The 2500-nt window shown below is 52.1% G+C and carries 2 rRNA genes (1 of these 2 cut by a window edge); both read right to left on the reverse strand.

Annotation, left to right across the window (positions count from 1 at the left end):
• Window positions 1–107: 107 nt before the first annotated feature.
• Window positions 108–224, reverse strand: a 5S ribosomal RNA gene (gene rrf / locus ACMGG8_RS00005).
• 138 nt (window positions 225–362) lie between these two features.
• Window positions 363–2500: ribosomal RNA gene (locus ACMGG8_RS00010) — 23S ribosomal RNA — on the reverse strand; it runs 754 nt beyond the window's last position.

Raw genomic sequence — 2500 nt, forward strand, 5'->3', positions numbered from 1 at the left:
CTCGGCAGCCGCAGCCGAGCGGTCATGGCCGGCTGCAGCAGCGCAGCTTTTCTGCAGCGCAAAAACAAAACCCCAACTGCTTTCGCAATTGGGGTTTCGGAATTTAATCTTGACCGATGACCTACTCTCACATGGGGAAACCCCACACTACCATCGGCGATGCATCGTTTCACTTCTGAGTTCGGGATGGGATCAGGTGGTTCCAACGCTCTATGGTCGTCAAGAAATTCGGTAGCCAGTCCGTTGCTTGTGCAACGTGCCAGCGAATGGGTATGTAATAGATTTGTGTGTTTGCAAACTTTCGGTTCGTTTCGTCTTCACACACCGCAACTCGCTTCTTAAGCAAATTGCTTGGGTGTTATATGGTCAAGCCTCACGGGCAATTAGTATTGGTTAGCTCAACGCCTCACAGCGCTTACACACCCAACCTATCAACGTCGTAGTCTTCGACGGCCCTTTAGGGGATTCAAGATCCCAGTGAGATCTCATCTTGAGGCAAGTTTCCCGCTTAGATGCTTTCAGCGGTTATCTTTTCCGAACATAGCTACCCGGCAATGCCACTGGCGTGACAACCGGAACACCAGAGGTTCGTCCACTCCGGTCCTCTCGTACTAGGAGCAGCCCCTCTCAAATCTCAAACGTCCACGGCAGATAGGGACCGAACTGTCTCACGACGTTCTAAACCCAGCTCGCGTACCACTTTAAATGGCGAACAGCCATACCCTTGGGACCGGCTTCAGCCCCAGGATGTGATGAGCCGACATCGAGGTGCCAAACACCGCCGTCGATATGAACTCTTGGGCGGTATCAGCCTGTTATCCCCGGAGTACCTTTTATCCGTTGAGCGATGGCCCTTCCATACAGAACCACCGGATCACTAAGACCTACTTTCGTACCTGCTCGACGTGTCTGTCTCGCAGTCAAGCGCGCTTTTGCCTTTATACTCTACGACCGATTTCCGACCGGTCTGAGCGCACCTTCGTACTCCTCCGTTACTCTTTAGGAGGAGACCGCCCCAGTCAAACTACCCACCATACACTGTCCTCGATCCGGATAACGGACCTGAGTTAGAACCTCAAAGTTGCCAGGGTGGTATTTCAAGGATGGCTCCACGCAAACTGGCGTTCACGCTTCAAAGCCTCCCACCTATCCTACACAAGCAAATTCAAAGTCCAGTGCAAAGCTATAGTAAAGGTTCACGGGGTCTTTCCGTCTAGCCGCGGATACACTGCATCTTCACAGCGATTTCAATTTCACTGAGTCTCGGGTGGAGACAGCGCCGCCATCGTTACGCCATTCGTGCAGGTCGGAACTTACCCGACAAGGAATTTCGCTACCTTAGGACCGTTATAGTTACGGCCGCCGTTTACCGGGGCTTCGATCAAGAGCTTCGCGTTAGCTAACCCCATCAATTAACCTTCCGGCACCGGGCAGGCGTCACACCCTATACGTCCACTTTCGTGTTTGCAGAGTGCTGTGTTTTTAATAAACAGTCGCAGCGGCCTGGTATCTTCGACCGGCATGAGCTTACGGAGCAAGTCCTTCACCCTCACCGGCGCACCTTCTCCCGAAGTTACGGTGCCATTTTGCCTAGTTCCTTCACCCGAGTTCTCTCAAGCGCCTTGGTATTCTCTACCCAACCACCTGTGTCGGTTTGGGGTACGGTTCCTAGTTATCTGAAGCTTAGAAGCTTTTCTTGGAAGCATGGCATCAACCACTTCGTCACCTAAAAGGTAACTCGTCATCAGCTCTCGGCCTTAGAACCCCGGATTTACCTAAGATTCCAGCCTACCACCTTAAACTTGGACAACCAACGCCAAGCTGGCCTAGCCTTCTCCGTCCCTCCATCGCAATAACTAGAAGTACAGGAATATTAACCTGTTTTCCATCGACTACGCTTTTCAGCCTCGCCTTAGGGACCGACTAACCCTGCGTCGATTAACGTTGCGCAGGAAACCTTGGTCTTTCGGCGTGGGTGTTTTTCACACCCATTGTCGTTACTCATGTCAGCATTCGCACTTCTGATACCTCCAGCAAGCTTCTCAACTCACCTTCACAGGCTTACAGAACGCTCCTCTACCGCATCACTTACGTGATACCCGTAGCTTCGGTGTATGGTTTGAGCCCCGTTACATCTTCCGCGCAGGCCGACTCGACTAGTGAGCTATTACGCTTTCTTTAAAGGGTGGCTGCTTCTAAGCCAACCTCCTAGCTGTCTAAGCCTTCCCACATCGTTTCCCACTTAACCATAACTTTGGGACCTTAGCTGACGGTCTGGGTTGTTTCCCTTTTCACGACGGACGTTAGCACCCGCCGTGTGTCTCCCATGCTCGGCACTTGTAGGTATTCGGAGTTTGCATCGGTTTGGTAAGTCGGGATGACCCCCTAGCCGAAACAGTGCTCTACCCCCTACAGTGATACATGAGGCGCTACCTAAATAGCTTTCGAGGAGAACCAGCTATCTCCGAGCTTGATTAGCCTTTCACTCCGATCCACAGGT

The sequence above is a fragment of the Pseudomonas sp. BNK-45 genome, assembly GCF_047456255.1.
GTDB lineage: Bacteria > Pseudomonadota > Gammaproteobacteria > Pseudomonadales > Pseudomonadaceae > Aquipseudomonas.